The following is a 23,588-nucleotide window of genomic DNA, read 5'->3' as shown; positions in this document are numbered from 1 at the left end:
GACACGCAAGTTACTTTTGCTAGGCTCTGCTCATGACGACCGCACGCCGCACCCAGCGGGAACGCCGCGACCAGGCGGAATCCGCGTTGCTGACCGCCGCCGCCGAACTGGTCGTCGAGCAGGGCGTACGGGCGCTGACGCTCGCCAACGTCGGCGAACGCGCCGGCTACAGCCGCGGCATCGTCACCCACCACTTCGGCGCCAAGCAGGCGCTCGTCGAACGGCTCGCGCGCGCCACGCAGGCGGGGTTCGTCCCCGGCCTCGAAAATCTGCCGCCCAGCCTCGACCGCCTGCTCCGGCTGATCGACGGCTACCTGGCCGAGCTCGGCCGGATCGGGGTGTTCAACCAGGCTTTCCTGCTGCTGTGGGCCGAGTCCGCCACCCAGCCGGAACTGGCCTCGATCTTCCGCGAGCGGGACGCCGCCTTCCGCGCCGACCTCGCCGAAGACGTCGAGGCCGGCATCGCGGACGGTACCGTCGACCCCGGCGTCAGCCCGGCCGACACCGCGGTCGCCATCGTCGGGCAGCTGCGCGGGATCGCCCTGCAACGGCTGCTCGACCCGGGCAGTGTCGACACCGGACGGCTGCGCCGCGGCGTGACCGCCCACTGGGAGCGGGCCCTGCGCCGATGACGGACGGAGAACGCGTGCCGGATCAGGAAATCACCGGCTCGGACGCCACCGCGCTGGCGGCGCTCATCCGCGGCGGGCAGGTGTCCTCGGTCGAGGTGGTGCGGGCGCACCTCGAGCGCATCGAGGCGGTGAACTCGGACCTCAACGCCGTGATCACGGTGCCGGCCGAGCAGGCACTCGCGGCCGCCCGCGCCGCCGACGAGGCGCTCGCGGCGGGCCGGACGGCGGGTGCGTTCCACGGGGTTCCGTTCACCGTCAAGGATTCCCTCGACGTGGCCGGGGTGGTGACCACGCGCGGCTCGGCGCTGTTCCGGGACCGCGTCGCCCCCTCGGACGCGACCGCGGTGGCCCGGTTGCGGGCGGCCGGCGCGATTCCGCTGGCCAAGACGAGCCTGCCGGAGTTCTCCTACTGGACCGAGACGGCCAACCTGCTCGTGGGCACGACCCGCAACCCGTGGGACGCCGAGCGGACGCCCGGCGGCTCCAGCGGCGGCGAGTCGGCCGCGATCGCCGCCGGGATGTCCCCGCTCGGGCTGGGCAGCGACGTCGCCATCTCCGTGCGCGGGCCGGCCCACGACACCGGCATCGTCGCGTTGAAGGCGACCCGCGGCCGCATCCCGGTCACCGGGCACTGGCCCGAAGTCCCGCGCCGCTACTGGCACGTCGGGCCGATGGCCCGCAGTGTCCGGGACATCGCGGCGGCGTTCCGGATCCTCGCCGGCCCCGACGGCGCCGACGGGTACGTCCGCCACTCGCCGCCGCACGCGGACCGGCCGGGCGGGCCGGCGGGCCCGCGGATCGGCTGGGCGGCCGAGCCCGCGTTCGGCCCGATCGACCCGGCGGTGACGGCCACCGTGACCGCGGCCGCCGAGGCGCTGCGAGAGCTGGGCTGCGTGGTCGAGCCCGCGCCGCTGGACGGCCTGGCCGCGGTCGACGCGACCCTGCTGAGCGCGGTGCTGTTCACCGCCGAAGTCGTCCCGTTCTTCCGCGAGGTCGCCGGCGGCCGCGAAGGAGAGCTGCACCCGGTCCTCCAGCGGACGCTGGCCGCCGCGGACGTCACCCTGGCCGATTACCTCGACGCCCAGCGGCAGGTCGAAGCCCTGAGTTCGCTGTTCGCCGGGTACTTCGAGCGCTTCGACGCGCTGCTGTGCCCGGTCTGCCCGATTCCGGCGCCGCCGCACGCCCGATCGAAGTTCTTGGTTTCGGGCGTGACCGTGCCGGCGCGCGGGATCATGCGCGCCACCGTCCCGTTCAACCTGACCGGGCTGCCGGCCCTGTCGTTGCCGTTCGGCGCGGACGGCGGTGGCCTGCCGATCGGCGTCCAGCTCGTTTCCCGTTGGTACGACGAGGCGACCGCGCTGCGGCTGGGCGCCGCGCTGGAGGCGGTGAGCCCGGTCCGCGGCCGGCGGCCGCCGTCGCGGGCGGAATAAACCTGTTGGTGCTCGCGGGGAAGTGGGGTTAGGTACCGCCCATGGCCCAGACGCGGGGGACGTGTGACGAACGGTTCGAAGCGGTGCGTGCGGCGTTGGAGGCGTCCCTGGACGTCGGAGCGTCGGTCGCGGTCTACCTCGACGGCGAGCCGGTCGTCGACCTCTGGGGCGGGTACGCCGACGCGGAGCGGACGCAGCCGTGGGAGCGGGACACGATCACGTGTGTCTTCTCGACCACGAAGACGATGGCCGCGCTGTGCGCGTTGATCCTCGCCGATCGCGGCGAGCTCGATCTCGACGCGCCGGTCGCGCGGTACTGGCCCGAGTTCGCGGCCGCGGGCAAGGAAAAGGTGCTGGTGCGGCACGTGCTCGGCCACACGTCGGGCCTGCCGACGTGGCAGGAGCCGCTGCGGCCGGAGCAGCTCTACGACTGGGCGACCGCGACGAGGCTGCTGGCCGAGCAGGCGCCGAGCTCGGAGCCCGGCGTGGTGGGCGGCTACCACGCGGTCACGCAGGGGTACCTGATCGGCGAGGTCGTCCACCGGATCACCGGCCGCAGCCTCGGCGCGTTCTTCGCCGAAGAGGTCGCCGGGCCGCTGGGCGCCGACTTCCACATCGGGTTGCCCGCCGAACACGACGACCGGGTCGCCCCGGTCATCCCGGCCACGACCCGCGCACCGGAGATCGTGGCGCGCGGCCCGGGAAACCCGCCGCTCGCCGCCGAAATCGCCAACACCGAAGCGTGGCGGCGCGCGGAAGTCCCGTCGGCGAACGGATTCGGCAACGCGAGATCGGTCGCGGCGGTGCAGTCGATCCTCGCCTGCGGCGGCGAGGCACGCGGCGTGCGGCTGCTGTCCCCGGCCGGCTGCGAGCGGGCGCTGGAGGAGCAGTTCGCCGGCGAGGACGAGGTCCTGGGCGCGCGAATCCGCTACGGAATGGGCTACGCGGTGCAGGGCCGGACGTGTTCGTGGGGCGGCTGGGGAGGTTCGATCGTCACGACCGACCTCGACACGCACCTGACGGTGGCGTATGTGATGAACCAGATGGTGGAGCAGGGACCGCTGGGGGACGATCGCGGGCTGGGCATCGTGATGGCCGCTTACGAAGGGCTGGGGAACCTGCGCTGAGGGGATGGTGACGCTCGGCTGGCGGGACCGTCGCGATGTCTTGAACGACTCGTTCCTGTCGTCGGACGACAGGAACGAGTCGTTCAAGACATCCGGCTCGGCCCTCAGGGCAGGTGGTCCGTGCGCAGCGCATAGCGGCGTTCGGCGTACGCGAGGTCGTCGCGCCAGAGGCGGGCCGCCGCGCGGCGCATCAACGGCCGCACGACCGGTGCCAGCCTGGCCGCTGCCGCGAACCCCGGCCGGCCCGACGCGGCTATCGTCGCCTCGATCACCGCTGTGCGCGGGTGGCCGTCCTTGCCTGGGCCGAGCGGGGTCGCGTGCGTCTCCACCACGCTGCCGGTGCCCTCACCGTCCACAATGGTCATCAGCACCGTGCGCGGGCCGGGGCAGGTGAACTCCGCCACCACCGGCACGCCGAGCTTTCCCGCCAGCCGGAACGTCACCTCCACGACGAACCGGTCGTCCGCCTCCGCGACGTCGATGCCCCGCGGTGCCGACCGCACCCGCAGGCGGGCGAACGAATACGGGTGGAACCACGCGCCGTGCCACGGGTCGAGGCGGTTGGCGACGACGTCTTCCGGCTCGCAGACCCCGGTGAGCGTCGCGACCGCGTCGACGGTCGTGCCGCGCGGGCGCACCGGCACCGCCGGGCGCTCGGTCGGCGGTTCACCGCCGGGCCCGTCGAGGCGGACCCACGCCAGCACCCCGTCGTCGTACGACGGCAGCGCCGACCACCCGGGACGGTCACCGCCCACGCGCAGGCCGTGCCACCGGCAGACCAGCTCGCCGCAGTGCACCCGGGCCTGCTCCAGCGGCGCGCCGAGGTGCGGGCACGCGCCCGGGCCGACCCGCAGCTCGCCGCCGGGTCCGCGCCACGCGACCAGCTCGCGGCCCGCCACCCGCACACCGGCCGGCCGGTCGGCGCGGACTTCCCGGGCGGCCGCGAAGACGAACCAGTTGCCCGAGGGGCGGGCACCGGCCCGTTTGACCGCCGCTTCGATCAGCGCCGGGCCGCACTCCGCGTAGGTGGGTTCCTGCCGGGCCCAGGCCGGCTCGCGGAACGGCCGCACCGGCCACCGTTCCGGCCAGCGCCCGATCAGCTGCCGCTTGAAGTCCACGCCCCCATCCTCAAGCATGCGGAGCGGTTGTGCAACGCTTCAGGCGTTCGGTGGCCAGCTCCAGCGCGGCGGACAGGTCGTCGACCCAGGAGCGCCGTCCGGCCAGGGCCTCCCAGCCCGGCCCCGCCATGACGACGTCGAACCCGCGGTGCCGCAGCCGGCGGACGAGCGGCTCGTCGGCGGTGGTGACGGACATCGACCACAGGAACACCACCACCGGGTCGAGCTCGGCCGCGCCGGCGACCGTCGTCTCGGCGGGCACCATCTGTCCCATGTGGACAGCCGGGATCCCGGCCTCCGCCAGCGCCGCGCGCAGCACCTCCATCGGCAGGCCGTGGCGTTCGCCGGGGCAGCACGCCAGCAGCACCCCGCGGCCGGGCGGGGCGGTCGCGAACCGGGCGGCGCACCGCTGCAGCGCGAGCGAGATCTCGCCGGTCAGCACCCACTCGGACGCGAAGCAGGCATCGCCGCGCACCCAGCGGTCGCCGAGGTGGCGCAGGACGGGAACGAGCACCTCGGTCCACGCCCCGCCGGGCCCGAGCGCCTCGAGTGTTTCGTCCAGCAGGGCGGCCAGCGTCCCGTAGTCGTACCCCTCCGCCGCCCGCTCGAGCTCGTCGGTGCGCTCGACCGGAGAGATCTCGGGGACCGCGCCCGAGAACGCGGCCGCGGCGGCCTCACGGGCGCGCATGCCCCCGTCGATGAGCCGGCGCATGTGCTGCAAGCGGCGGACATCCGCGTCGGAGTACCGCCGATGCCTGCCGTCGTCCCGCAGCGACGCGCCGACGCGATAGCGCGCGGCCCAGGTGCGCAGCGTCACCGGGGAGACGCCCAGCAGCTCGGCGACCTTGCCGGGCGGCCACGAGCGTTCCATCGGCACCACGCTCCCCTATTGTGACCCAGTTCACAGTTTGTCAAGGTGATTGGGCGGTATCACCCCGGTCAGGTGGACAAGCTACCCCTCATGTGAAACGGTTGCGCATCGAATAGCTGGCGACCGGGAGGGCGGCGGATGACAGCGATCATGACGGCGGGGGTGGCCTCCGCCGACGAGGCGGCCGCCGGGTGGCTGGACACCGTGGGCCGCCACTGCATGGCCGAAGCGCACGCCTTCGTGAGCGCGCGGGCGGCGGAGCACTTTTCCGGACGCAGCGAAGGCGCGCTCGCGGAAACGGCGCTCCCCGAGTTCGTCGCGGGCGGAAAAGGTCTCCGCCCGCTGTTCGCCTGTGTCGGGTGGCGGTGCGGGCAGCCGGATTCCCCCGCCGCGGTGCGCGCGGCGGCCGCCCTGGAACTGCTGCACTGCTTCGCCCTCGTCCAGGACGACGTGATGGACGGCTCGCCGCTGCGGCGGGGCCGCCCGGCTCTGCACGTCCGGTTCACCCGGTGGCACGAGGAGCAGGGCTGGGCCGGATCGGCGGCCCGGTTCGGCGAGTCGGCGGCGATCCTCTTCGGGGACCTCTTCCTGGTGTGGTCCGAGCAGCTGCTGCGCGAAAGCGGGCTGGCCGCGGCCCAGCTGGCGCGGGGCTGGCGGCACTACGACGTGATGCGCGCCGAGCTGGCCGCCGGCCAGCTCGCCGACCTGGTCAACGACGCGCGCGCCCTGCCCAGCTGGGACACCCTGCTCGACGTCCTGCGCCGCAAGTCCGGCAACTACACCGTCCGGCGGCCGCTGGAGTTCGGGGCGGCGCTGGCCGGGTGCGGCCCTGAGTTGCTGGCCAGGCTCGCCGAGTACGGCGGCCTGCTGGGTGAGGCGTTCCAGTTCCGCGACGACCTGCTCGGCGCGTTCGGCGATCCGGCCGTCACGGGCAAGCCCGCCGGCCAGGACCTGCGTGACCGCAAGGCGTCCAGCGTGGTCGTGCTCGCCGCCGCGATGGCCGGCCGCCGTCAGCAGGCCGAGCTCGCCGAGCTGCTCGCACTCCCCGCCGTCGGCGACGACGCTGTCGCGCGGTGGCAGCAGCTGATCGTGGCGACCGGTGCGCGGGACCGCATGGGCGAGCTGATCGCCGAACGGGCCGGCAAGGCGCTCGCGGCGATCGACCCGGCGGTGGTCCCCCGCCACGCCGCCGACCTGCTCGCCGCGCTCGCGGCCCGGTGCACCGAGCGCGACCGATGAAGACGGTGCCCGGGCCGTCGGACCGCGTCGTCGTCGTGGGAGCGGGCCTGGCCGGCCTGGCCGCGGCGGCACACCTCGCCGGACGCGGCCGGGAGGTCACCGTCCTCGAACGCGACCCGGGCCCGGGTGGCCGCGCGGGGCGCGTCGAGCGCCACGGTTACCTGCTCGACACCGGCCCGACCGTGCTCACCATGCCCTCGATCCTGCGCGACACCTTCGCCGCGGTGGGCGCCGAGCTCGCCGGCGAACTGCCGCTGACCCGGCTCGATCCGGCGTATGTCGCGCGGTTCGCCGACGGCAGCACGCTGCCCGTGCACACCGGCGCGGACGCGATGACCGACGCGGTCCGGGACTTCGCCGGCCCGGCCGAGGCCGCGGGTTATCTCCGCCTGCGCGACTGGCTCACGAAGCTGTACCGCGTCGAGTTCGGCCGGTTCGTCGACGCGAACATCGACTCCCCGCTCGGCATGCTCCGGCCGGAACTGGCCCGGCTGGTGGCGCTGGGCGGGTTCCGGCGGCTGGACGGCCAGGTCGGCCGGTTCCTGGCCGACGAGCGGCTGAAACGGGTGTTCACCTTCCAAGCGCTCTACGCGGGCGAGTCCCCGATGCGGGCGCTGGCCCTGTACGCGGTCATCTCGTACATGGACACCGTCGGGGGCGTGTACTTCCCGGCCGGGGGCATCGCGGCCCTGCCCCGGGCATTGGAACGCGTCGCGGCCGGCGCCGGGGTGAAGTTCGGCTACGGCGACGCCGTGCGGGCTCTGGAACGCCGGGGCAGCCGGGTCACGGCCGTCCGCACGGCCTCCGGTGCCCGCTATCCGTGCGACGCCGTCGTCCTCACGACCGAACTGCCGGAGAGCCACCGGCTGCTCGGGCGGCGCCCGCGTCGGCCGGTGCCGCTGCGGGCCGCGCCGTCGGCGCTGGTCGTGCACGCCGGGGGGCCGGCCACGCGGCAGGAGATCGCGCACCACACGATCTCCTTCGGGCACGGCTGGCGGTCCACGTTCGACGAGCTGATCACCCGGGGACGGCGGATGAGCGATCCCTCGCTGCTCGTCACGCGGCCGACCGCGACCGATCCCGGGCTCGCACCGCCGGGGCGTCAGCTCTACTCCGTGCTCGCCCCGGTGCCCAACCTCGACCGCGGCCCGATGGACTGGGCCACCGAGTCGGGGCCCTACGCCGAGGAGGTCCTCGAAGTGGCCCGTGACCGGCTCCTGCCCGGCTTCGAACCGGAGTTCACGCACGTGATCGGCCCGGCCGACTGGGCGGCCCGCGGCCTGGTCGCCGGAACGCCGTTCAGCTACGCGCACTCGTTCGTCCAAACCGGACCGTTCCGGCCGCGGAACCTCCCCCGCGGGACGGACAACGTCGTCCTGGCCGGCGGCGCGACGGTCCCCGGTGTGGGCGTGCCGACCGTGCTGATCTCCGGCAGGCTCGCCGCGGACCGGATCACCGGAGGGCAGCGATGACCCGCCGCGAACTCGACGCCGCCGGCATCCGCGAACCGGGTCTGCGCTCGGCCTACACGTGGTGCCGCGAGCTCAACGCGCGGCACGGCCGGACGTACTTCCTCGCGACGCGGATGCTGACCCCGGCGCAACGGCCGGCCGTCCACGCGCTCTACGGTTTCGCCCGGTGGCTCGACGACATCGTCGACGAGCCCGGCGCGGGTGCCACTCCCGAATCGCTCGCCCGGCGCCTGCACCACGTCGAGGCGCGCTTCCGCACCGATCTCGACGCGGGCGCGAGCGACGACCCGCTGCTGACAGCCGTGATCGACACGGCCTCCCGCTACGCGTTGCCCGAGGCGTACTTCCGGGCCTTCTTCACGTCGATGCGGATGGACCTCACCGTCACGGGTTACGCCACCCGCGCCGATCTCGACGGCTACGTGCACGGCTCGGCCGAGGTGATCGGGCTGCAGGTGCTGCCGGTGCTCGGCACGGTCGCGCCCCGCGACGAGGCCGGACCGCGGGCCGCCGCGCTCGGAAAGGCGTTCCAGCTGACCAACTTCCTGCGCGACGTCGCCGAGGACCTGGCACGCGGGCGCGTCTACCTGCCGACCGACGAGCTGGCCGCGCACAGCGTGGACCGCGAGCGGCTTGCGTGGTGTGCCCGGCACGGGCGGGCGGACGAGCCCGTCCGGGCGGCGATCCGGGAGCAGATCGCCGTGACCCGCCGGGTGTACGCCGAGGCCCGGCCGGGGATCGCGATGCTGCACCCGGTTTCCCGCCCGTGCGTGGCCACCGCGGCGGCCTTGTACGGGCGGATCCTCGACCGGATCGAAGACGCCGGCCACGACGTCTTCGCCGGCCGCGCCACCGTGTCCCGCGGGCGGCGGCTGGCCGTCGCGTGCGGAGCGCTCGCACGCACCCAGTGGGCCCGGCGGCGGCACCCGGCCCCGGCGCTTCCGGTGGCGGTGAGCTGACGTGGGCAAGGCGGAATACCTCGTGGTGCTGGCCGCTTGTGTCCTCGTCACGCTGCCGCTGGAGTTCGCCGGCGCGCGCGTCTACCGGCAGCCGCGGCGGCTGGCGCGCGCGGTGCTGCCGGTGGCGCTGGTGTTCCTCGGGTGGGACGCGCTGGCGATCGCCGCCGGGGTCTGGGACTTCGCGCCCGGCCACGTCACCGGGATCCGGGCGCCCTTCGCCGTGCCACTGGAGGAGGTCCTGTTCTTCGCGGTGATCCCGATCTGCGGCGTGCTGACCTACGAGATGGTCGAGCTGACGCGCGTGGTGGTCCGGCGGTGGGTCCGGCAGGAGGCCCACCGGTGATTCCCTGGGGCTACACCGTGCCGGCGGCCGCCGCGGTGGCCGTCGTCGTCCTCCTCGAGGTCTTCCTGCTGCGCACGGGGTTGTTCCGCCGTCCCGGCTACTGGGTCACGATCGCGGTGGTGACCGCCTTCCAGATCCCGGTGGACGGCTGGTTGACCAAGCTCTCCGACCCGATCGTCCGGTACGCCCCCGAGCACATCACGGGCTGGCGGTTCCCGTGGGACATCCCGGTCGAGGACTTCCTCTTCGGCTTCGCCCTGGTGACCGCCGTGCTGCTGGGGTGGGAACGGGCCAAGCCCCGCGAGGAGCGGTCATGAGCGCGATGGCGAAGGACGGGCTGCCCCGCGGCCGCGTCCCGGCGGCCTTCGACACCGAAGCCCGCTGGTACGACCGGCTGGTCGGCGCGAACCCCGGCTACCACGACCACCTTCGCCTGTCGGCGCGGCGGCTGGGTCTGCCCGAGGGCGTCCCGGGTCTGCGGCTGCTGGACGCCGGCTGCGGCACCGGCGCGTCGACGGCCGCGCTGCTGTCCGCCGTCCCCGGGGCGCGGGTCATCGCCTTCGACGCCTCGGCGGAGATGCTCGCGCGGGCCCGCGCGAAGGAGTGGCCGGACGGCGTCGAGTTCGTGCACACGCCCGTCGAGGAGCTGAGCGGGATCCGGGGGCCCTTCGACGCGATCCTGGCGGCGTACCTGCTGCGCAACGTCACCGAGCCGACCCGGCAGCTGCGGCGGCTGCGCGGGTTGCTGCGCCCGGGTGGCCGCATCGTGGTGCACGAGTACTCCGTGCGCGACTCGCGGCGGGCCCGGTGGGTGTGGAACGCCGTCTGCGCGGGCGTGATCATCCCGCTCGGGAAGGTCACCACCGGCGACGCGACGCTGTACCGCCACCTGCGTCGCAGCGTGCTGGAGTTCGACGGGCTCGCCGCGCTCTGCCACCGGCTCTCCGACGCCGGGTTCACCGACGTCCGGACCGCGTCGATGCCCGGCTGGCAGCGCGGCGTCGTCCACACCGTTCTCGGCACGAACCCGAAGGAGGACCCGTGACCCCCGGCACCGACCCCCGGATGGTCACCCGGCCCGCCCCCGCGGGCCTTCCCGACGCCGGGCTGCTCGGCAGGCGCCCGGCCGCGGCGGTCGTCGGCGGGGGCATCGCGGGTCTCACCGCGGCGACCGGGCTGGCCGAGCGCGGCGTCACCGTGACGCTGTTCGAGCGCGAGGACCACCTCGGCGGGCGGGTCGGCGGCTGGGGCGACCGGCTGCCGGACGGCACCGGGGTCACGATGAGCCGTGGCTTCCACGCCTTCTTCCGCCAGTACTACAACCTGCGGTCGCTGCTCACGCGCACCGATCCCCGGCTGGACCGGCTGACCCCGCTGGCCGACTACCCGCTGCTGGACGCCCAGGGGCGCACGGACACCTTCGCCGGTCTCCCCCGGACCCCGCCGTGGAACGCGCTCGCCTTCGCCTGGCGCAGCCCGACCTTCACCCCGCAGGACCTGGTGCGCATCAACGGCCGCGGCGCGCTGCCGCTGGCGACCGTCAGCGTCCCCGAGACCTACCACCGGCTCGACGACGTCGACGCGGCGAGCTTCCTGGAAGCGATCAACTTCCCGGAGGCCGCGAAGCACCTGGCGTTCGAGGTCTTCTCCCGGAGCTTCTTCGCCGATCCCCGGGAGCTGTCCGCGGCGGAGCTGGCGACCATGTTCCACCTGTACTTCCTGGGCTCCAGCGAAGGTCTCGTGTTCGACGTGCCGGCCGAGCCGTTCCCCCAGGCGCTGTGGGACCCCCTGGCCGGCTACCTCGGCGATCGCCGGGTGAGCATCCGGACCGGCACCGCGGTGGCGTCGCTCGAACGCATTCCCGGCGGCTTCGCGGTCACGACCACGGACCGCACCGAGCGGTTCGACGCCGTCGTGCTCGCCTGCGACGTCCCGGGACTGCGCGAGATCGTCGCCGCTTCCCCGACGGCCGGCACGGCGGAATGGCGAGCCGCCGTCGCCGGGCTGCGCACGGCACCGCCGTTCCTGGTCCGCCGGCTCTGGCTCGACCGGCCCGTGGACGCTGCCCGGCCGCCGTTCCTGGGCACCGGGAGCGTGCCGCCGCTGGACAACATCAGCCTGCTCGACCGCTACGAGGGCGAGGCACGGCGGTGGGCCGCCCGCACCGGCGGGTCGGTGGTCGAGCTGCACGCGTACGCGGCCACGACCGGGGATCGCCTCGAGAAGGCCCTGGACGAACGCCTGCACGAGATCTACCCCGAGACCCTCGACGCGCGCGTCGTCGGCTCGATCTCGTTGTGGCGTGAGGATTGTCCGCTCTTCGGGCTGGGCGACTTCGCGCGCCGCCCGACGGTCGAAACGCCGGACCCGGCGCTGGCGCTCGCCGGCGACGGCGTGCGGATCGACCTCCCGGTCGCGCTGATGGAACGCGCGGCCACCACCGGCTGGGCCGCCGCCAACACGCTCCTCGCGGGCTGGGGACTCGCCGGGCACCCGGTGCGCTCGGTGCCCAACCGGGGCCGGATCGGCCTGCTGAACCGGCTGGCGGCGGGCCGCCGGTGAGCGGGCGGCACGAGACGGACGTCGTCATCGCCGGCGCGGGCCTCGCCGGCCTGGCCGCCGCGGTGACGCTGCATCGGGCCGGCGTGCCGTGCGCGGTGCTGGAGGCGTCCGACGACGTCGGCGGCCGGGTGCGCACCGACGTCGTCGACGGCTTCCGCCTCGACCGCGGGTTCCAGGTCCTCAACCCGGCCTACCCGGCGATCCGGCGCCTGGTGGACGTCGACGCCCTGCGGCCGGGCCGGTTCTGGCGCGCGGCGCGGGTGGCCGGCGACGACCGCGTCGCGCTGCTCGGCAACCCGGTCGACACGCCGAAGGCGGTGCGCGACATCATGGCCCGGCGCCATTTCTCGGCGAAGGACCTGGCGGCGCTCGGAGCGCTGTCCGCCCGCGTCGCCGCGGGGCCGGTCCGCGGGATCCTCGACCGCGACGACCGCACGACGCTGGCCGAACTGCGCCGCGCCGGGCTGTCCGAGCGGGCGGTGGAGACCGTGCTGCGCCCGTTCCTCTCGGGCGTGTTCCTGGAGAGCGAGCTGACGACGTCCTCGCGGTTCTTCCAGCTGGTGTGGCGCAGCTTCCTGCGCTCGGCGCCGTCGCTGCCCGCCTTCGGCATGGGCGAACTGCCGCGGCAGCTGGCCCGGGCACTGCCGGCCGTTCACCTGAACACGCCGGTCGAGGAGGTCCGGCCGGGCGGCGTCCGCACCGCCGGCGGAGAGACCTGGACGGCACGCGCGGTCGTCGTCGCGACCGACGGCTCCACGGCCGCCCGGCTCGCCGGTGCCGGGGAGCCGAAGTGGAACAGCGGGACGACGTGGTACTTCGCGCCGCCGCGGTCGCCGTTGCGCGAACCGGTCATCGTGGTCGACGCCCGCGGCGGGCCGGTCGCGAACACGAGTGTGGTCAGTGAGGTGTGCCCGGCGTACGCGCCGCCCGGTGCCGCGCTGGTGAGCGCGTCTGCGCTGACCACGCTGCCGGAGGACGTCGTGCGCCGGGCGCTGGGGCGGATGTACCGCACGGACGCGAGCCGCTGGCCGCTGGTGGCCCGCTACGAGATCGCGCACGGGCTGCCGGCCATGCCGCCCCCGCACGACATCCGCCGCGAAGTCCGGCTGGGCGAAGGGCTTTACGTGTGCGGGGACCACCGGGACACGAGCTCGATCCAAGGCGCCCTGGCCTCCGGCTGCCGGGCGGCTCGCGCCGTCCTCGCCGATCTGGGCCGATAGGTTTCACGGCCTCGGCTGGGGGACGCGGTCGCCGAGCCCGGCGGTGGCCAGGGTGCCCGCGATCGCCACCCCGGCCGCGACGAGCAGGCCGGCGGTCAGCTCCGGCGGGACGGTGTTCAGCGCCACCACGCCGACCACGGCGGTGCCGATCGCCGAGCCCAGCTGGGGAGCCGTGTTGAGCAGGCCCGAGGCGATCCCCCGGTGCTCGTCCCCGACGACCTCGGTGCCCGCGCTGGTCGCGGCGACCGACGCGGCACCGAGCCCGAAGCCCGCCCCGGCCAAGGCCACCGTGAACAGGACCGTCGAGCCCATGGCCACCGCGAGTGTCCCCAGCAGCAACGCGGTCACCACGACGCCGAACCCGCCCGCGGCGACCGGCCGGGTCCGCCGCCGGTCCAGCAGCCGCGTCGCCGCGGTGCCGCCCACGACCACGCCGGCACTGAACGGGGCGAACAGGACGCCGGTCAGGCCGGCCGGAAGTCCTTGCGCAGTCTGGAAGAACGCCGTCCCGGCGACGCTCGCCGGGGTCGTCGCGCAGGTCAGGGCGAAGGCCGCGACCAGGGCGGAGCGGAATCGCGCCGAGCCCACGAGCCGGCCCGGCACCAGCGGGTTCGGCGACCTGAGCTCCACGAGGACGAACGCGCCGAGCAGCAGGACGGCCACGGGCGCCAGCACGACCGGCAGCACGCCGGAAAGTCCCGCGATCCCGGCCAGGAGCCCGCAGGTGACGAGCGACGCCCCCGGCAGGTCCAGCGGGACGCGGGGACCACCGCCGTCGCCGCGGCCGGCGAGCCGTCGCGGGGCGAGCACCAGGACGAGCACGCAGATCGGCACGTTGACCAGGAACACGGCCCGCCAGCCGAGGGCCTGCACCAGCACACCGCCGCACAGGAACCCCGCGGCGCCGCCGGCCGCCGCCGTCGCGGTCCACCAGCCCACCGCCCGGACCCGCTCGCGGCCCTCTTCGGTGAGCGCCAGCACCAGGGCGAAGGCCGAGGGCACGACGAACGCGGCCGCGAGCCCCTGCGCGGCCCGCGCGACGATCACCACGAGCAGCGTGGGAGCCAGCCCGGCGGCAAGGGAGGCCACGGCGAAGGCCGCCACGCCGCCGAGGAACGTCCGCCGGTGCCCGAAGCGGTCGCCGAGCCGGCCCGCCGGGACGAGGAACCCGCCGAACAGCAGGGCGTACCCGCTGACGACCCACTGCGTGGCGGCACCGGAACCACCGAGCCCGCGCCCGATTTCCGGCAGCCCGACCACGGCGACGGTCACGCCGAGGACGTCGACGAACTGTGCCAGGCACAGCAGCAGGACAGCCCCGCGTTCCCGCATCCGGTCAGCCTCCTCCGGTGCCCATCGTCCGGGAGGACCGGCGGTTCCGCACGACGGCGCGTCCAGCGGTGCGAGCCGACGCGGCTGGTGCCGCGCGTCGCAAGCTGTTCGACGTTCGGGCCGATGCACCCCAATGTGGCGTTCGGTGCGCCCAACGCACCCAATGTGGCATTCGGTGCGCCCAACGCAACCAACGCCACATTGGGGCGCTTGAGTCGGGGCCGCCGTCAACGAACCTCGGACGCGCAACACTAGCCGTGCAGCAGGACCTGCCGATCGCGCACCGCCTGGGAAACCGCGCGCAGGACGCCGATCGGGTCCTCGCCCACGGCGTGCACGCCGACTTGGTTCGCTCCCGCCGCGATCTCCGCCTGGATGCCCGCCGCGATGGTCGTCGCGTCGCCGTGGAGCACCAGCGCGTCGATCAGCCGGTCGCTGAAGGGGTCGGTGAGGTCCTCGTCGGTGTAGCCGATCCGCCGGAGGTTGCCGGCGTAGTTGGCGATACCCAGCATGGGCCGCACGCCGGCGCGGCCGGTCTCCCTGGCCCGTTCTGCGTCGGTGTCCAGCACCACGCCGTGGCCGGGCACCACCAGCTTGTCCGGGCCGAGGATCTCGCGGGCGCGGCGGGTGTGTTCGGGGGTCACCTGGAGCGTGAGCGTGCCCGCGGCGCGGTCGGCCGCCAGCCGGAGCATGCGGGGTCCGAGCGCGGCCAGCAGCACGCGGTCGGCGGGGACGCCGGCCGCGGTCAGGGTGTCCAGGTAGCTCGCGATCTTCGCCACCGGGGACGTGTACCCGGCGTCGACTTCACGGTGGCCCGCGCCGATGCCGATGAAGAGCCGGTCGGCGTGCTCGCCCGCGATCCGGTGGTAGGAGCGCGCGACCTCGTCCGCGTCGGCCTGCCAGACGTTGAGCACGCTGGTGCCGACCACGATCCGGCTGGTGGCCTCGAGCAGCCGCTGCACCGCGAGGAGATCGGCGGCCGGCGACGCGGCCAGCCAGATCGCGTCGTATCCGGCTTCCTCCAGCGCGACGGCCTGCGCCACGGTCGCCTCGGCAGCGGTCAGGTAGGCGCCGAGGGGGCCCAGTTCGATTGTCATGATCACGACTTCAGCACCGGCCGGCGAGGCAAACCAGATCCAACCGTTACGTGCTGCGATAAGCTTTCCTTATCGTCGAGAGGTGAGGCACTGTGGAGTTGCGGGCACTGCACTATTTCGTCACGGTCGCCGACGAGCTGCACTTCGGCCGGGCCGCCGAACGGCTGCACATCGCGCAACCCGCCGTCAGCCAGCAGATCGCCCGGCTGGAGCGGGAGCTCGGGGTGCGGTTGCTGGACCGGTCGCCCCGGCGGGTCCGGCTCACCGCGGCCGGGCAGCGGGTGCTCGACGCGGCCCGCAGCACGCTCGCCGCCGCGAGCCAGGTCGAGGCCGCGGCGAAGCAGGTCATGACCACCATGCGCATCGGCACCGCCGCCGGCATGACCGCCCGCCTGGAACGCGGGATCGACGCCCTCCGCGAGCGGGCGCCGGAGTTCGACGTGGTGCTGGTCGACCTCCCCGTCGAAGCCCGGCTCAACGCACTCCGGCAGGGTGAGCTCGACCTGGCGCTGACCCGTGGCGTGCGTTCGGTGCCCGGGCTCACGGTGCTGCCGACCTGGACCGAACGCCTGTACGCGGTGGTCTCCCGCCACCACCCGGCCGCGGGCCGGCCCGCCGTCGGCCTCGCCGAACTGGCCGAGGACACGCTGCGCGTCCCCGCCCGCCGGCACGACCCGGCGCTGCACGACGCCGTGGTCCTGGCGCTGCACGACGCCGGACTGCACCCGAGGGCGGGCCGGCCGACCGGCACGCTCCAGGACACGATCGTCGAAGTCGGCTCGGAGCCCCGGAGCTGGACGGTGCTGCCCGCCGACCAGGTCGCCGAAATCCGCTCGACCCGGGTCCGGGCGATCCCCCTGGAACCGGCGATCACGATCGCCGGCAGCCTCGTCGTCGCCACGGAAAACGCGGGCAACGCGGCCGAGTGCGCGGTGACGGCCTTCCGCGACGAGGTGACCGATCACCATCCATAGTGGACGGCGGCGACGGCTCTGGCTCCGCCGGGCGCGTCGCGAGCAGTTTGACGCTCGGGCCCCAGCGCCCCAATGTGGCATTGGGTGCGTCCAACGCACCCAATGTGGCGTTCGGTGCGTCCAACGCACCCAACGCCACATTGGGGCGTTTGAGACCCGGGCCGTACCCCGGCCGCTCACTTCGCGAGCAGGGTGAGCAGCCGGGCCACCTCGTCGCGCACCGCCTCCCGCCCGGGGGCCAGGTAGCGGCGGGGGTCGGTGACCGTCGCCTGCTCCCCCAGCGTCGAGCGCAGCGCGGCCGTGAGCACCTGGTTCAGCCGCGTTCCGATGTTGACCTTGACGATGCCGCTCGCCACCGCGCCGCGCAGGCCTTCGTCGGTCACGCCGGAGGAACCGTGCAGCACCAGCGGCACCGGAACACTGCGGGCGAGCGCGGCGATCAGCGATTCGTCGAGCACCGCGCTGCGGTCGGCCATGGCGTGCGACGATCCGACGGCCACCGCGAGCGAGTCCACGCCGGTGGCCGCGACGAACTCGCGGGCCTCGTCCGGGTCCGTGCGCACGCCGGGGGCGTGGGCGCCGTCCTTGCCGCCGATCTCGCCCAGCTCCGCCTCGACGCGGCAGCTCGCGGCGTGGCAGCGTTCGACGACGGCTCGCGTCCTGGCCACGTTCTCGGCGTAGGGCAACGCGGCCGCGTCGAACATGACGGACTTGATGCCCAGGTCGAGCCCCTCGCGGATCAGCTCCTCGTCCTCGACGTGGTCGAGGTGCACCAGGACGGGCACGGTCGCGCTCTCCGCCAGCCGCAGGCAGGCGAGCGCGAACGGCGCCAGCGCACCGTGATAGCGCACCGCGTTCTGCGAGATCTGCAGGATCACCGGGAGCCCGCTGCGCTCCGCGCCGGCCACGACGGCTTCGGCGTGCTCGATCAGGATCGCGTTGAACGCCCCGATCGCGCGCCGCTGCGTTCGCAGGTCGTCCAGCAGGCCGGCCCAGTTCATCGGATCCTCTCCACTTCCACCGCTCGAATCCACCGTTCCCTGGCCGCGACGTCGATCTCGCCGGCGACCGGCCGCAGGACCGCGGCCGCCGACGTCGCGACCACGTCCGCGAGCGCGACCGGCCAGTCCACTTCGGACACTCCACCGGCGCTCAGGTGCACCGCCAGCGCCGCGGCCGCCGCGTCGCCGGCGCCGGCCGGGTTGCCGGTGACCACCTCGGCGGGCCGGGCGCGCCAGGCACCTCGGGCCGTCACGGCGGTCGCGCCGTCCGGGCCGGCGGTGGCCACGACGGCCGGCGCTCCCGCGGCCACGAGGTCCTGGCAGGCTTCGGCTCCGGATCCGGCCAGTTCCTTCAGCTCGTCCTCGTTCGGCATGAGCACCGCGCCGCTCCCGGCGGCCTCGCGCAGCGCCGCGCCGGAGACGTCGGCGATGACCGGCACGTCGTGCCGTCCGCACAGCCGGACCAGCCTGGCGGGGACGTCGGCGCCCAGCCCCTCGGGCACGCTGCCCGAGATCACGACGGCTCCCGCGCCGGCCGACAGCTCGGCGCGGAGGGCGGCGAAGATGCCCGCTTCCGCCGTCTCGCCGGCCGGAAAACCGTTCTCCTGCAACATCGTCGTGCCGTCCGCACGAGTCACCACGGCCACGGTCCGCCGCACCGCCGGCAGCGCGGGGACGAGCCGGTGCGCGAGCCCCAGCCCGTCCAGGCCGTCCCGGAACTCGTCCGGCGTCCGGGTGGTGGTCAGCGCCAGCACCAGGCTCTCGCCACCCAGCCGGCGGACCACGGCCGCGACGTTGACCCCCTTGCCGCCGGCGCGCGACCGGACGTCCGGCACCCGCACGGTCTCCCCCGGGCGCAGCACGTCCACCCGGTAGGTCACGTCGATGGCGGGGTTGAGGGTGACCGTGAGGATCCGGCGTGTCACGACTCGCCGCTCTTCTCCGCGCGGTAGACCATCAGCGTCGATCCGGCCAGGGCCAGCACGATGCCCGCGACCTGGAACCCGGTGGGCGCGGCGCCGAAGAACAGCAGCGACAGGCCGATCGTCAGCACCGGGGCGAGGGCGTTGGTCACCGGTGCCACGATCGAGGCCTTGCCCCGGCTCATCGCCATCACGAGGAACAGCGCGCCGACCGAGTTGAGCAGCTGGGTACCCGCGGTCAGCGCGGGTGCCTGCCACGGGAACGCCAGCGGCAGCCCGCCCATCATCAGCACGGCGACCGGGATCAGCAGCAGCCCGCTGACGGTCATCCAGCCGAACGTCGAAGCGTCGTCCACCCCGGCGAGCGCGGCCTTGCGCATGAAGAACGCCTGCACACCCCACGCCACGCAGACCAGAACGGCCAGCACGAGGTAGAGCCACCCGCTGTCCCCGCCGTCCCCTGTGGACACGGAGAACAGCACGACGGCGACGAGGGCGAGCAGCACGCCCGCCCACGACCACCCGCCGAGCCGTTCCCGCAACGCGACGAACGCCAGCAGCACCGTGACGGCGGGCGACAGCGCGACGATCGGGAAGATCACGTAGGCCGGCCCGATCGTGAGGGCCTTGAACAGCACCAGCTGCCCGCCCGCGCCGGTGAGCCCGATCAGCAGCCCGTACCCGGCGGCGACCCGGCCGCGGTCGAACTTCCTGCCGCGCAGCGAAAACCACGCGGGCACCAGCATGGTCAGGGCCCAGACCACGTACACCATCGGGTCGGGATAGGCGTAGAGCTTGGTGGGCAGGCTGGAAATGGCCCCCCACACGCCCCAGAAAACCACCAGCAGTCCCGCGTACGGGATCCAGCTGTTCACCCGGCGGGATACCTCTGTCCCGGTCATCTCGGCTCCTCAGCGGTGCAGGGACGCGGTCGAGTGGACTTGCTCGGCCCGCAGCGGGTGTCCGTGCAGGCGTGCCGCGTAGAGCGCGGCGCCGATGTGCGGTTCCAGCAGTGGCTCACGGAGGTCGTACTCGAGGGAGAGCGCGTCGCGGAACGACGCCAGCACGGGTGCCGAACCGAACATGCCGCCGGAGTACGACACCGGAACCCGTTGGGCGGCTTCGAATCCGAGAGCTGTCCGGCCGACGTCCACGAGGAGGGCGAGCTCACGCCCGGCCTCTCGCAACACCCCGGTCGCGACCGCGTCGCCGGCGTCCGCGGCCCGGGCCACGACCTTGCTCAGGGACGCGATGCGGCCCCGGTCGCCCTGCCACTGGTTCACGACGACGTCGATCGCGTCGAAGTCGACGGCGAGGCCGAGCGCCTGCCGCATCTCCCCGGCCAGCGGCCCGGTGGGCAGCCGCCCGTCGACCATCCGGCTGAAGGCGTTCAGGCCCTGGATCGCCACCCAGTAGCCGGAGCCTTCGTCACCGAACAGCTCGCTCCAGCCACCCCCGCGCCACTGCCGGCCTTCGCGTTCGCCGTAGGCGATCGAGCCGGTGCCGGCGACGACGTTGATGCCGTCGACCGCCCCCAGCGAGCCGGCCCAGCCGCAGATCATGTCGTTGCCGCAGCGGTAGCCGCCCGTGCCGAGGATCCGGGCGGGGATGGCGTCGAGCACCGGCACGTCGGCGCTGATCTCCCCGTAGGCGGGCAGGCCGAAGAAGCCGTACGTGATGTCCGAGACCGAAATGCCCGCGGCGTCGCAGACTTCGCCGATCCCCTGCCGCAGCAGGGGTTCCACGATCCGCAGGCCTTCGCTCAGGTAGTACACGCTCGCGGTCCTGGCCTCCGCGACGACCTGGCCGTCGAACCCGACCAGGCAGAACGCCGTCTTCGTCCCGCCACCGTCGACACCGAGGAACACCTCAGCTCACCTCCGCGGGATCGAACTCGTGGATGACCACGCCCTGCACGACGCGGTTCACTTCCCCGCCGGGGAACGGGTTGTCGGGGGTGATGCCCAGCGCGAGCGAGCACGCGAGAGCCGTGGTCTGCGCCGCGATCACGGCGAGCAGCGCGTAACCGGCCACGGGGAGGCCAGGAGGCGAGGGCACGGGCCAGATCCGCGCGCCGGCGAACTCGTCGGCGTCGTTCCCGCCCACCACGACCACCCGTTCTTCGCCGAGTGACCGCACCAGCTCGCGCGCGATGTCCCCGTCGTACCGCCGCGCGTGCGGATCGGTGGACAGGAAGACCACGGCGATCGTGCGCTCGTCGAGCACCGACTTCGGGCCGTGCCGGAAGCCCAGCGCGGAATCGGCGATGCCGACCACCTCACCCCGGGTCAGCTCCAGGCACTTCAGCGCGGCCTCCCGGGCCAGCCCGTGCAGCGGGCCGGAGCCCAGGAACACCAGGCGGGCCGGCTTGGCGCCGGAAATCGCCGACGCGTGCTCCGCGGCGCCATCGAGCACAGTGGACCCGGCGCGGGCCAGCGCGTCGACGTCGACGTCCAAGCCGAAGGCGAGCAGCGCCGCCAGCGCCATCCCGGTGAACGAGGAGGTCATCGCGAAGCCGCGGTCGTTGACCTCGTCCGGGAGGGCCACCACGACGGCGTTCCCGGCACCGGACCACCGCCGGGCCAGCTCCCCTTCCGGGTCACAGGTGATCACCAGGTGCCGCAGTTCGGGAGCCAGCCGGGCCAGCAGGTCCGCCGCGGCGACGGACTCGGGGCTGTTGCCGCTGCGCGCGAAGGACACCAGCACGATCGGCCGGTCGTCCACGACCACGGCAGCCGGGTCGGCGACGATCTCCGTGGTCGCGATCGCCTCGACCGGCCGGCCGAGGTGGCGTGCGAGGTCGCGGGCCACGACCTCGCCGATGAACGCCGAAGTGCCCGCACCGGTCAGCAGGATCCTGAAGCGGGCATCGGCGAGGGCCAGTTCTCCGATCTCCGGCCGGGCCTGCCGCACCACCCGCGCCACCTGGACCCAGCTGGCGGGTTGCTGCCGGATCTCCCGCGCGGTCCGGCTGTCGCCGGACCACTCCCCGCTCCTGCTCATAGGTGCTGCCTCCGATTTCCGGGACGTACTCCCGGAGAGTCATCCGCGCCCGTGCGCGGAGGCAAGGTCCGGTGTCCAAATGCGCATTCGGATTGAGCGTTTCGCCGGCTGTCGTAGGCTCGGCCCATGTCCACGCGGAAACGGCACACCACCCGGGCCGAACGGCTCTCGGAGCTGTTGCGGGTGCTCGCGGACACCGGCTCGCTGCACGTGGGTGAGCTCAGCGCCCGCTTCGGCGTCTCCTCCGCCACGCTGCGGCGCGATCTGGCCAAACTGGAGGAACAGCGGCTGCTGACCCGCACCCACGGCGGCGCGCGGCCCCGGGGGCGCACGAACGAGGTGCCGCCGCCGTACCGGGAAAGCCGGTCCCGGGACGCGAAACGCGCCATCGTGCGCGCGGCGATCCGCACGCTGGCGACCGGGCCGCACGTCATCGCCCTCACCGGCGGCTCCACCACGAGCGAGCTCGCCAGGGAGCTGCCGGGCCGGGCGGACCTGACCGTGGTCACGAACGCGTTGAACATCGCGATGGAGCTCGCCCTGCACCCCCGGCTGAAACTGGTCGTCGTCGGTGGTGTCGCCCGGCCCCAGTCCTACGAGCTGGTCGGCCCCTGGGCCGAGCACGTGCTGGCGTCGATCAGCATCGGCACGGCGTTCGTCGGCGTGGACGGCATCGACGCGGCGGCGGGCATCACCACGCACGACGAGAACGAGGCGCGGACCAACCGCGCGATGCTCGGCCGCGCCCAGCGCGTGGTGGTGCTGGCCGACGGCAGCAAGCTCGGGCGGACCACCCTCGCCCGCATGGGCGACATCCACGACGTGCACGAGGTCATCACCGACTCCTCCGCCGCGCCCGGTGCGGTCGCGGCGATCCGCCGGGCCGGCGTCCGGGTCACCGTGGTCGAAACCGTCTCCGCGAAGGACCGGTGAAACGCTCATCGCGAATGCGCGTTTCGTTGACCGCGGTGGGTGTTCTCCCTACCTTTCGCCGACGACAGCCCCCGACGATGATGGAGTCCGTATGAAGCGTTTTCTCCCCGTCCACGGCAAGCGATTCGCTTCGTTCACGGCGGCGGGCGCGCTCGCCGTCGGCACCCTCACGGCGGTGGCCGCACCGGCTTCGGCCGCGGTCACCCTGCCACCGCTCGCCGCCGGGTTCGACTACCAGATCGGCGGCGCCTACACCCCGCCCTCGGGCGTGCAGATCGTCAGCCGCGACGTTTCGGCGGCACCGGCGAGCGGCAAGTACAACATCTGCTACCTCAACGCTTTCCAGGCTCAGGAAGGCCACGACGGCGACTGGCAGAGCGACCTGCTGCTCCGCGATTCCAACGGCAACAAGGTCGTCGACCCGGACTGGAAGGAGACCCTGCTCGACCTGCGCACCGCGGACAAGCGCACCCGGGTCGCCGCCAAGGTCTCCGGCTGGATCGACACGTGCGCCTCGAAGGGCTACCAGGCGATCGAGCCGGACAACTTCGACAGCTACAGCAGGTCCAAGAACCTGCTCACCACCACGCACGCGCAGGAGTACATCAAGCTCCTGTCCGCCTACGCGCACGGCAAGAACCTCGCCATCGCCCAGAAGAACACGCCGGAACTGGCCGGGAACCGCGTGGCCAACGGCCTCGACTTCGCCGTCACCGAGGAATGCGGCGAGTACGAGGAGTGCGGCGACTACGCCGGCCCGTTCAACAACCGGGTGGTCGACGTCGAGTACACCGCCTCGGGCATGAGCAAGGGCTGCCCGGAGTGGAAGAGCAAGATCAGCATGGTCCGGCGTGACCTGTACGTGGTGCCGCAGGGAACGAGCGGGTACGTCCGCAAGACCTGCTGACCTCCGGCCCTGCTGTGCTTTCTCCGGGGAACGGGACGAGACCCACCTGGAAACCGCGCACAGCGACCCGCAGCTTTCACGTGAAAGCGAGCTGGAGTGCTCACTCCGGTTAGCTTTCACGTGAAAGCTGCAGTCAGGGGCGGGCGCCCCGAGGCCGGCCCGTGGAGATGCCGGCGCCGGGGCGGCGGGCACGTTCGTCCCGGATCGTCCACAGTGACCATTGGCGCTGGTGGCCGCCGTCGTTCCGGAAGCCGGAAGGCAACTGCCGCACCGCGCGGAGGCACCCGCCGCCCTCACGGATTGATGGATTGATAGAGTCATCAAACCAGGAGGTGCCGATGCCCGCCCGTTCCCGCACGACCGAGCCGCTCTACCGGATCAAAGCCGATCTCTTCAAGTGCCTCGCCCACCCGATCCGGATCCAGGTCCTGGAGGTGCTGGCCGC

At 73.7% G+C, this 23,588-nt stretch carries 23 protein-coding genes; 14 read left to right on the top strand and 9 right to left on the bottom strand.

The window, feature by feature from the left end:
* The first annotated feature begins 32 nt into the window (after positions 1-32).
* Genes AB0G28_RS33310 through AB0G28_RS33300 form a run of 3 tightly spaced genes read left to right on the top strand, consistent with a single transcriptional unit; the run spans position 33 to position 3,189 of the window.
* Positions 33-632: a TetR/AcrR family transcriptional regulator gene (locus tag AB0G28_RS33310; protein ID WP_361098248.1), complete on the top strand. Its 600-nt coding sequence runs from the start codon at positions 33-35 to the stop codon at positions 630-632.
* A 14-nt stretch (positions 633-646) separates the two neighbouring features.
* Positions 647-2,062 carry an amidase gene (locus AB0G28_RS33305; RefSeq protein WP_361098245.1) on the top strand — a complete coding sequence of 472 codons (1,416 nt, stop codon included), beginning with the start codon at positions 647-649 and terminating at the stop codon, positions 2,060-2,062.
* A 41-nt stretch (positions 2,063-2,103) separates the two neighbouring features.
* Positions 2,104-3,189, top strand: coding sequence for a serine hydrolase domain-containing protein (locus AB0G28_RS33300; RefSeq protein ID WP_361098242.1), 1,086 nt, complete (start codon positions 2,104-2,106; stop codon positions 3,187-3,189).
* 104 nt (positions 3,190-3,293) lie between these two features.
* On the opposite strand, the gene AB0G28_RS33295 is transcribed toward AB0G28_RS33300, so the two are convergent.
* Positions 3,294-4,307: a DUF5914 domain-containing protein gene (locus AB0G28_RS33295; protein ID WP_361098239.1), complete on the bottom strand. Its 1,014-nt coding sequence runs from the start codon at positions 4,305-4,307 to the stop codon at positions 3,294-3,296.
* A gap of 10 nt (positions 4,308-4,317) precedes the next feature.
* On the bottom strand, positions 4,318-5,178 hold the full coding sequence (locus tag AB0G28_RS33290) for a MerR family transcriptional regulator (RefSeq protein WP_361098236.1): 861 nt from the start codon (positions 5,176-5,178) through the stop codon (positions 4,318-4,320).
* A 138-nt stretch (positions 5,179-5,316) separates the two neighbouring features.
* Between AB0G28_RS33290 and AB0G28_RS33285 the strand changes: the two genes are divergently transcribed.
* From AB0G28_RS33285 to AB0G28_RS33250, 8 genes are read left to right on the top strand one after another with little or no spacing between them, the layout of a single operon-like run.
* On the top strand, positions 5,317-6,417 hold the full coding sequence (locus AB0G28_RS33285; RefSeq protein WP_361098233.1) for a polyprenyl synthetase family protein: 1,101 nt from the start codon (positions 5,317-5,319) through the stop codon (positions 6,415-6,417).
* A complete protein-coding gene (gene crtI / locus AB0G28_RS33280; RefSeq protein ID WP_361098230.1) occupies positions 6,414-7,889 on the top strand; it encodes a phytoene desaturase family protein in 1,476 nt (491 codons plus the stop codon). Before AB0G28_RS33285 ends, crtI begins: the two co-directional genes overlap by 4 nt.
* A complete protein-coding gene (locus tag AB0G28_RS33275) occupies positions 7,886-8,848 on the top strand; it encodes a phytoene/squalene synthase family protein (protein ID WP_361098227.1) in 963 nt (320 codons plus the stop codon). The genes crtI and AB0G28_RS33275 overlap by 4 nt, the downstream gene beginning before the upstream one ends.
* Before the next feature lies 1 nt (position 8,849).
* Complete coding sequence (locus AB0G28_RS33270; protein ID WP_361098224.1) at positions 8,850-9,191, top strand: lycopene cyclase domain-containing protein; 342 nt, start codon at positions 8,850-8,852, stop codon at positions 9,189-9,191.
* The gene (locus AB0G28_RS33265; protein WP_361098221.1) at positions 9,188-9,508 is read left to right on the top strand and encodes a lycopene cyclase domain-containing protein; all 321 of its coding nucleotides are present in this window, start codon (positions 9,188-9,190) and stop codon (positions 9,506-9,508) included. Before AB0G28_RS33270 ends, AB0G28_RS33265 begins: the two co-directional genes overlap by 4 nt.
* Positions 9,505-10,236: a class I SAM-dependent methyltransferase gene (locus AB0G28_RS33260; RefSeq protein ID WP_361098218.1), complete on the top strand. Its 732-nt coding sequence runs from the start codon at positions 9,505-9,507 to the stop codon at positions 10,234-10,236. Before AB0G28_RS33265 ends, AB0G28_RS33260 begins: the two co-directional genes overlap by 4 nt.
* A gap of 20 nt (positions 10,237-10,256) precedes the next feature.
* On the top strand, positions 10,257-11,753 hold the full coding sequence (locus AB0G28_RS33255; protein WP_361098411.1) for an FAD-dependent oxidoreductase: 1,497 nt from the start codon (positions 10,257-10,259) through the stop codon (positions 11,751-11,753).
* Positions 11,750-12,973, top strand: a complete 1,224-nt coding sequence (locus tag AB0G28_RS33250) for an NAD(P)/FAD-dependent oxidoreductase (protein ID WP_361098215.1) — start codon at positions 11,750-11,752, stop codon at positions 12,971-12,973. The genes AB0G28_RS33255 and AB0G28_RS33250 overlap by 4 nt, the downstream gene beginning before the upstream one ends.
* A 3-nt stretch (positions 12,974-12,976) precedes the next feature.
* Here AB0G28_RS33250 and AB0G28_RS33245 read toward each other — a convergent pair whose 3' ends face one another.
* Both AB0G28_RS33245 and AB0G28_RS33240 read right to left on the bottom strand, forming a co-directional pair.
* Positions 12,977-14,305, bottom strand: a complete 1,329-nt coding sequence (locus AB0G28_RS33245; RefSeq protein ID WP_361098212.1) for an MFS transporter — start codon at positions 14,303-14,305, stop codon at positions 12,977-12,979.
* Positions 14,306-14,556: 251 nt separating this feature from the next.
* Complete coding sequence (locus AB0G28_RS33240; RefSeq protein ID WP_361098209.1) at positions 14,557-15,402, bottom strand: TIGR03620 family F420-dependent LLM class oxidoreductase; 846 nt, start codon at positions 15,400-15,402, stop codon at positions 14,557-14,559.
* Positions 15,403-15,494: 92 nt separating this feature from the next.
* On the opposite strand from AB0G28_RS33240, the gene AB0G28_RS33235 reads away from it, so the two are divergent.
* Positions 15,495-16,376 (top strand): LysR family transcriptional regulator, encoded by an 882-nt coding sequence (locus AB0G28_RS33235; RefSeq protein ID WP_361098206.1) that lies wholly within the window; start codon positions 15,495-15,497, stop codon positions 16,374-16,376.
* Between the two features lie 176 nt (positions 16,377-16,552).
* On the opposite strand, the gene AB0G28_RS33230 is transcribed toward AB0G28_RS33235, so the two are convergent.
* Genes AB0G28_RS33230 through AB0G28_RS33210 form a run of 5 tightly spaced genes read right to left on the bottom strand, consistent with a single transcriptional unit; the run spans position 16,553 to position 21,303 of the window.
* Positions 16,553-17,377: a class II fructose-bisphosphate aldolase gene (locus tag AB0G28_RS33230; protein WP_361098203.1), complete on the bottom strand. Its 825-nt coding sequence runs from the start codon at positions 17,375-17,377 to the stop codon at positions 16,553-16,555.
* Complete coding sequence (locus AB0G28_RS33225) at positions 17,374-18,303, bottom strand: PfkB family carbohydrate kinase (RefSeq protein WP_361098200.1); 930 nt, start codon at positions 18,301-18,303, stop codon at positions 17,374-17,376. The genes AB0G28_RS33230 and AB0G28_RS33225 overlap by 4 nt, the downstream gene beginning before the upstream one ends.
* The gene (locus AB0G28_RS33220; RefSeq protein WP_361098197.1) at positions 18,300-19,202 is read right to left on the bottom strand and encodes a DMT family transporter; all 903 of its coding nucleotides are present in this window, start codon (positions 19,200-19,202) and stop codon (positions 18,300-18,302) included. The genes AB0G28_RS33225 and AB0G28_RS33220 overlap by 4 nt, the downstream gene beginning before the upstream one ends.
* A gap of 9 nt (positions 19,203-19,211) precedes the next feature.
* The gene (locus AB0G28_RS33215) at positions 19,212-20,168 is read right to left on the bottom strand and encodes a BadF/BadG/BcrA/BcrD ATPase family protein (RefSeq protein ID WP_361098194.1); all 957 of its coding nucleotides are present in this window, start codon (positions 20,166-20,168) and stop codon (positions 19,212-19,214) included.
* Between the two features lies 1 nt (position 20,169).
* Complete coding sequence (locus AB0G28_RS33210) at positions 20,170-21,303, bottom strand: SIS domain-containing protein (protein ID WP_361098191.1); 1,134 nt, start codon at positions 21,301-21,303, stop codon at positions 20,170-20,172.
* A gap of 126 nt (positions 21,304-21,429) precedes the next feature.
* Between AB0G28_RS33210 and AB0G28_RS33205 the strand changes: the two genes are divergently transcribed.
* A complete protein-coding gene (locus tag AB0G28_RS33205; RefSeq protein ID WP_361098188.1) occupies positions 21,430-22,236 on the top strand; it encodes a DeoR/GlpR family DNA-binding transcription regulator in 807 nt (268 codons plus the stop codon).
* Between the two features lie 91 nt (positions 22,237-22,327).
* Positions 22,328-23,143 carry an endo alpha-1,4 polygalactosaminidase gene (locus AB0G28_RS33200; RefSeq protein WP_361098185.1) on the top strand — a complete coding sequence of 272 codons (816 nt, stop codon included), beginning with the start codon at positions 22,328-22,330 and terminating at the stop codon, positions 23,141-23,143.
* The last annotated feature ends 445 nt before the right edge of the window (positions 23,144-23,588 follow it).

Origin of the sequence: Amycolatopsis sp. NPDC021455, from assembly GCF_040640995.1 — a bacterium.
Taxonomy (GTDB): Bacteria; Actinomycetota; Actinomycetes; order Mycobacteriales; family Pseudonocardiaceae; genus Amycolatopsis.
This window is presented reverse-complemented; position numbering and strand designations above follow the sequence as displayed.